Genomic DNA, 5,963 nt, shown 5'->3' on the forward strand with positions numbered 1-5,963 from the left:
CTGGTACGACGGGCTCTGCCTGTCCGGCCATTTCCTGCGGCGTGACGCATTCGGGCAGCGCCATCGCCCCCTGCCGGAAGCCCGTATCAGGCTGGCGGACAGGATCGCGCGTCTGGCCGATGTGGTACCACCGGATGAGGCGACCGGGGAGAACTCCCCACAGCCTGACTGAGCAGAAGCCTTTCCGCAGGGTTCTGCCCGGTTTCGTTCAGAATCTGTTTTTCAAAAAGAAAGCCGCACCAGAAACTTCATGAGGATTTGCGGGATGTCTCAGGGGCAGGCTTTTCGATACGGTCCCTCAGCGGCGGTGCTTCCGGAAGGTCCGGCAAGACAACCATTGGACAAAGCCCAAAGTTTCGCTATCTGTTCACCTGCGGGAGGAAGATCGCATGCCTGTGGATACATCAGCCGGACATATTGAAGACACCAAGCTGGCCGACGCGCTGAGCGAACGCTACCTGGCCTATGCCATGTCAACCATCATGTCGCGCTCGCTGCCCGATGTGCGTGACGGGCTGAAGCCCGTGCACCGGCGCATGATATACGCGATGCAGCAGCTCAGGCTTGATCCTTCCGCCGGGTTCAAGAAATGCGCCCGCGTGGTGGGTGACGTGATCGGTAAATACCACCCCCATGGCGATGCTTCCGTGTACGAGGCGCTGGTGCGGCTGGCGCAGGATTTTGCCGTGCGCTACCCGCTGGTCGAGGGGCAGGGGAATTTCGGGTCGATCGATGGCGATAACGCGGCGGCCATGCGGTACACCGAATCCCGCCTGACAACCGTCGCCAAGGCACTGCTTGAAGGCATTGACGAGGACAGCGTTGATTTCCGCCCCACCTATGATGGGGAGGAACAGGAACCGGTCGTGCTGCCCGCCGCGTTTCCCAACCTGCTGGCCAACGGGGCGGCGGGCATTGCCGTGGGCATGGCGACAAGCATCCCCCCCCATAACGTGGGCGAAATCTGTTCGGCCGCGCTGGCCCTGATCCGCAAGCCGTCCACCACCACGGCGGAACTGCTCAAACACATGCCGGGGCCGGATTTTCCCACTGGCGGCAGCATTGTCGAGGATGGCGACGCCATAGCCCGTGCTTATGAGACCGGGCGCGGTTCCTTTCGCATCCGGTCGAAATGGGAGGTCGAGCAGGGCCGTTTCGGCACCTGGCACATCGTGGTGACGGAGATTCCGTACCAGGTCCAGAAATCCCGCCTGATCGAGCAGGTGGCCGATCTCATGGAGCAGAAGAAACTGCCGCTTCTGGCTGACATCCGCGATGAAAGCACCACCGATATCCGGCTGGTGCTTGAACCGAAATCACGCGGGATCGAGCCTGCGGTACTGATGGAAACCCTGTTCCGCGCCACGCAGTTCGAAAGCCGGTTCGGGCTGAACATGAACGTGCTGGGGGCCGATCAGGTGCCCGGCGTGCGCAGCCTGAAGGACGTGTTGCAGGCATGGCTCGATCATCGCCACGAGGTACTGGTGCGCCGCAGCGCTAACCGGCTGGTGGCGGTGAACCGGCGGCTGGAAATTCTGGAGGGTTTCCTTGCCGTCTACCTCAATCTTGACGAGGTGATCCGCATTGTCCGTGAGGAGGATGACGCCAAAGCCGCCCTTATGGCCGCGTTCAGCCTGACGGAACTTCAGGCCGATTCGGTGCTGAACATGCGGCTGCGCAGCCTGCGCAGGCTGGAAGAGATGGAGATTCGCAAGGAACATGCGACGCTGAGCGCGGAAAAGGAAGCGTTGCAGGGGCTGCTGGATCAGGAAGGACTGCGGTGGAAACGCATTGCGTCCGAGATCAGGGAGATCCAGAAAACCTTTGGCGGTGGCGCTCTGGGCAAACGCCGCAGCATGCTGGCGGATGCACCCGTGGAAATCGACGTGGAGGCCGCCCTGCCGGTTGAGCGCGATCCGGTAACGGTGATCCTGTCGGAAAAGGGCTGGATCCGCACCGTGCGTGGCCACGGGCAGGATTTGCAGAACGTGAAGTTCAAGGAAGGGGACGCGCCGGGCCTGTCGGTCGAATGTTACAGCAATGACCGGCTCTGCGTGTTCGCGACCGATGGGCGCGCCTTTACGCTGCGTGTGGGGGATCTGCCGCGCGGGCGGGGTGATGGCCAGCCGCTACGCCTCATGATCGATCTGTCAAATGATGAGGACATCATCACGATGTTCCCGGTCGATGACAGCCGCAAGCGTCTGCTGGCCTCGACGACCGGGCGGGGCATGATCGTGGCGGAAACGGCCATGATGGCGGAAAAACGCACCGGCAGGCAGGTGCTCAACCTGAAGGAAGCGGAAAGCGCGCTGATCTGTCACCCGGCGGTGGGCGACCATGTGCTTGTCATCGGTCAGAACCGGCGGATGCTGGTCTTCCCGCTTGACCAGTTGCCAGAAATGGCGCGCGGCCTTGGCGTGATCTTGCAGAAATACAAGGAAGGCGGCCTGCGTGACGCAGTGGTCTTTGCCGCGGCGGATGGCGTGGCGTGGCCCGATCCGGCGCGTAACCGCTCCTTTGCCGATCTGCGCGATTATATGGGCAAACGTGCCGATATGGGCCGGACCGCACCCACCTGGGCAACCCGCAAGCCGCGTGGGTAAAAAACGCCCGAAAAGCCTGCCTGCGGGATAATGCGCGGATCATAAGGGCCGTAATTTCGGCCATTTACTGCGGCGCGGGGAACAGTCCATCGGGCAGGAAGGCGCTCTGGCGGGCCTGATTCCTGCCATATTCCGTAAGATTCAGGTCGTGCCACACACCGCGTGTCATGATCTGGGCGGGGCGGAAGCGCGCCTTGTAGGCCATCTTCCGGCTTTCACTGATCCAGTAGCCCAGATACAGGTAGGGCAGCCCCAGCGAGCGTGTATAGTCCACCAGATGCATGACGGCGAAGGTGCCCAGCGAGAGGCGCTGCAATGTCGGATCATAGAAATCGTAAACGGCGGAAAGCCCGTCATCAAGCTGGTCCACCAGCGCGACGCAGGCAAGGCTGCCGTTGTCGTCACGGAACTCGATCATGAAGGTCTCGACCGGCGTGTCCTCTATCATCGCCCGGTAATCGGGAAAGGTCATGGAGGCCATGTCGCCGCCATCATGACGGGTGCGCTGGTAGGCGCTGAACAGCCGGAACTGCTCCTGCGTGGCGCGTGGGGGAACGGGAAAGCCATGCAGCCCGGCGTTGCGGCGCATGACGCGGAGCTGCGTGCGGCTGGGGCTGAAGCGGTCCACCGGCAGCCGGATGGGGGTGCAGGCCGTGCAGTTGGCGCAGACCGGGGCGTAGGCGATGGTGTGGCTGCGGCGGAACCCCGCGCGTGAGAGGCGGTTGTGGAACGGCGCGGCTTCCAGGCCGCCGATTTCGGTCACGACCTTGCGTTCCATATGCCCCGGCAGGTAGGGGCAGGGCATGGGCGCGGTGGTATAGAACAGCTGCGGATGCCGTGGCGATGTATATGTCATGCGCTCTCACCAGCCGGGAAACGGGAAGCGGCAGCCCCGCAAACAGGAAGATGGGACTGCCCGTCCCCAAAGGATACCATATTCTTCCTGTTGCAGGCATCAACTATCCGGCCATGACCGCATGCTTTCGCGCGGGTTCAGTCCCGGATCATGCGCGCAGCAGGCGTGCGGCCTCGGGGGCGAAATAGGTCAGCACGCCATTGGCGCCCGCGCGGCGGAAGGACATGAGGCTTTCCATGATGGCGCGCTCCCGGTCCAGCCAGCCGTTCTGGATGGCGGCCATGAGCATCGCGTATTCGCCCGACACCTGATAGGCGAAGGTCGGGACCGAGAATGTCTGCCGCACGCGCTGGATCACATCGAGATACGGCATGCCGGGCTTGACCATGACCATGTCGGCCCCTTCCTGCAGGTCAAGGGCGACTTCGCGCAGGGCTTCGTCGCTGTTGGCGGGATCCATCTGGTAGGTTTTCTTGTCGCCCTTCAGCAGGCCGCCCGATCCCAGCGCATCACGGAACGGGCCGTAGAAGGCGCTGGCGTATTTGGCGGCGTAGGACATGATGCGGGTATTGGTCAGGCCATCCGTATCCAGCGCCGTGCGGATGGCGCGTACCCGCCCGTCCATCATGTCGGATGGGGCGATGATGTCGATTCCCGCCGCCGCCTGGTTCACGGCCTGCGTGACCAGAATTTCGACGGACGGGTCGTTGACCACGTAATCATTCTCGATCAGCGTCATGGCCGTGGCTGGTATAGGGGTCGAGGGCGACATCACCGATCAGGCCGATTTCAGGGAATTCCTTTTTCAGCAGGCGGGCCGCGCGGCACATGAGGTTGTCGGGGTTGGTGGCCTCCGCACCGCTTTCATCACGCAGTTCGGGTGGGGGTTATGGGGAACAGGGCGATGGCGGGAATATCGAGCCGGGCCGCCGGTTCCACATGCGCCGCCAGCCGGTCGAGGCTGACACGCCGCACGCCGGGCATCGAGGTCACATCGGTTATCGAGTCCGTACCCTCGGTCACGAAGACGGGCCAGATCAGGTTATCGGTCGAAAGCGTGTTTTCGGAGACCAGCCGCCGGGTGAACCGGTCGTGTCGGTTACGCCGCAGCCGTACATGGGGAAACTGACCGATACTCATCCAATCCAACTCCAACCAGGAAGGGGCCGACTATGATCGCGTCGGCGCATGATGCCAAATTATGATGCGGTAATGCGGCGCGGTCAGGGTTCACGCCGCATGGCAGGTATGACCCGGCCCAGCCGGCTGTGCCGCAGGCCATAGGCGGCGTAGACCACCATGCCCACCGCCAGCCACCCCACCAGCCGCAGCCAGGTCAGCGCGTCGAGCGAGACCATCATGACAAGGCAGCTCACAATCCCCGCGACGGGAACGGCCATGCCGCCCGGCACGCGGAACACGCGCGGGCGGTCGGGCTCACGCACGCGCAGTACCATCACCCCCACGCAGACGATGACAAAGGCGAGCAGCGTGCCGATGGAGGTCATATGCGCCAGCTGCTCGATGGGCAGGAAGGCGGCCAGAACGCCGGTCGTCGTCATGAAGAACAGGTGGCACGCGACCGGCGTGCCCCAGCCCGTGTGGACACGACCGAACACGGACGGCAGCAGCCCGTCGCGCGCCATGGCGAAGAAGATCCGGCTCTGCCCCAGCAGCAGCACGAGGATGACCGACAGGAACCCGCACACCACCCCCAGCTTGACCATGGGTTTCAGCCAGCCAAAGGGCGTGTGGTCGATGGCGGTGGCCACGGGGGCGGCGTCGCCAATCATGTCATGATAGTTGACCAGCCCCGTCAGCACGAAGGAAAAGGCGATATAGACCGCCGTGCAGATCGCAAGGCTGCCCATGAGGCCGATGGGCATGTCACGGCCCGGATTGCGGGTTTCCTGCGCCACGGTCGAGACCGCGTCAAAACCCAGATAGGCGAAGAACACCGTTCCCGCCGCGCGCAGGATGCCCGATACGCCATACTGCCGAACGTGCCTGTATTGGGCGGGATGAAAGGGGTGTAGTTTTCCACCCGGATATAGGGCAGGCCACAGCCGATGACGGCGGCGATGACCGCAAGCTTGATCACGACGATAACCGCGTTCATCCGCGCCGATTCCGAAATGCCGCGCATGAGCAGCAGCGACAGCGCCACGATGACGGACACGGCGGGCAGGTTGGCCAGCCCATGCACGGGCACGCCATCGTGCAGGCCCACCACCTCGAACGGGGAGGCCATGAGCCGGGGCGAAAGATGGATGCCCCAGCCATCAAGCAGGGAGCGCATGTACCGCGCCCAGCTTACCGACACCGCCGATGCGCCCACCGTGTATTCCAGCACCAGATCCCAGCCGATGATCCAGCCCGCCAGTTCACCCAGCGTGGCGTAGGCATAGACATAAGCGCTGCCCGCCGATGGCAGCATCCCCGCGAGTTCGCCGTAACACAGCCCGGCGAAGCCGCAGGCCACCGCGGCCAGCGCGAAGGAG

2 protein-coding genes and 3 pseudogenes are annotated in these 5,963 nt (G+C 63.5%); 2 read left to right on the top strand and 3 right to left on the bottom strand.

Going from position 1 to position 5,963, the window contains the following annotated elements:
* Positions 1–172 (top strand): annotated as a pseudogene (locus JCM25156_RS22790) (DNA repair protein RecO); the annotation flags it as partial.
* Positions 173–389: 217 nt separating this feature from the next.
* Complete coding sequence (parC, locus tag JCM25156_RS08480) at positions 390–2,606, top strand: DNA topoisomerase IV subunit A (RefSeq protein ID WP_025812765.1); 2,217 nt, start codon at positions 390–392, stop codon at positions 2,604–2,606.
* A 64-nt stretch (positions 2,607–2,670) separates the two neighbouring features.
* On the opposite strand, the gene JCM25156_RS08485 is transcribed toward parC, so the two are convergent.
* The 3 genes and pseudogenes from JCM25156_RS08485 to JCM25156_RS22800 all read right to left on the bottom strand — a co-directional run.
* On the bottom strand, positions 2,671–3,462 hold the full coding sequence (locus tag JCM25156_RS08485; protein WP_025812766.1) for an arginyltransferase: 792 nt from the start codon (positions 3,460–3,462) through the stop codon (positions 2,671–2,673).
* A gap of 148 nt (positions 3,463–3,610) precedes the next feature.
* A pseudogene (gene hemB / locus JCM25156_RS22795) lies at positions 3,611–4,602 on the bottom strand (porphobilinogen synthase).
* 83 nt (positions 4,603–4,685) lie between these two features.
* Positions 4,686–5,963: pseudogene (locus tag JCM25156_RS22800) on the bottom strand (amino acid permease); the annotation flags it as partial.

This window comes from Komagataeibacter kakiaceti JCM 25156 (assembly GCF_000613305.1).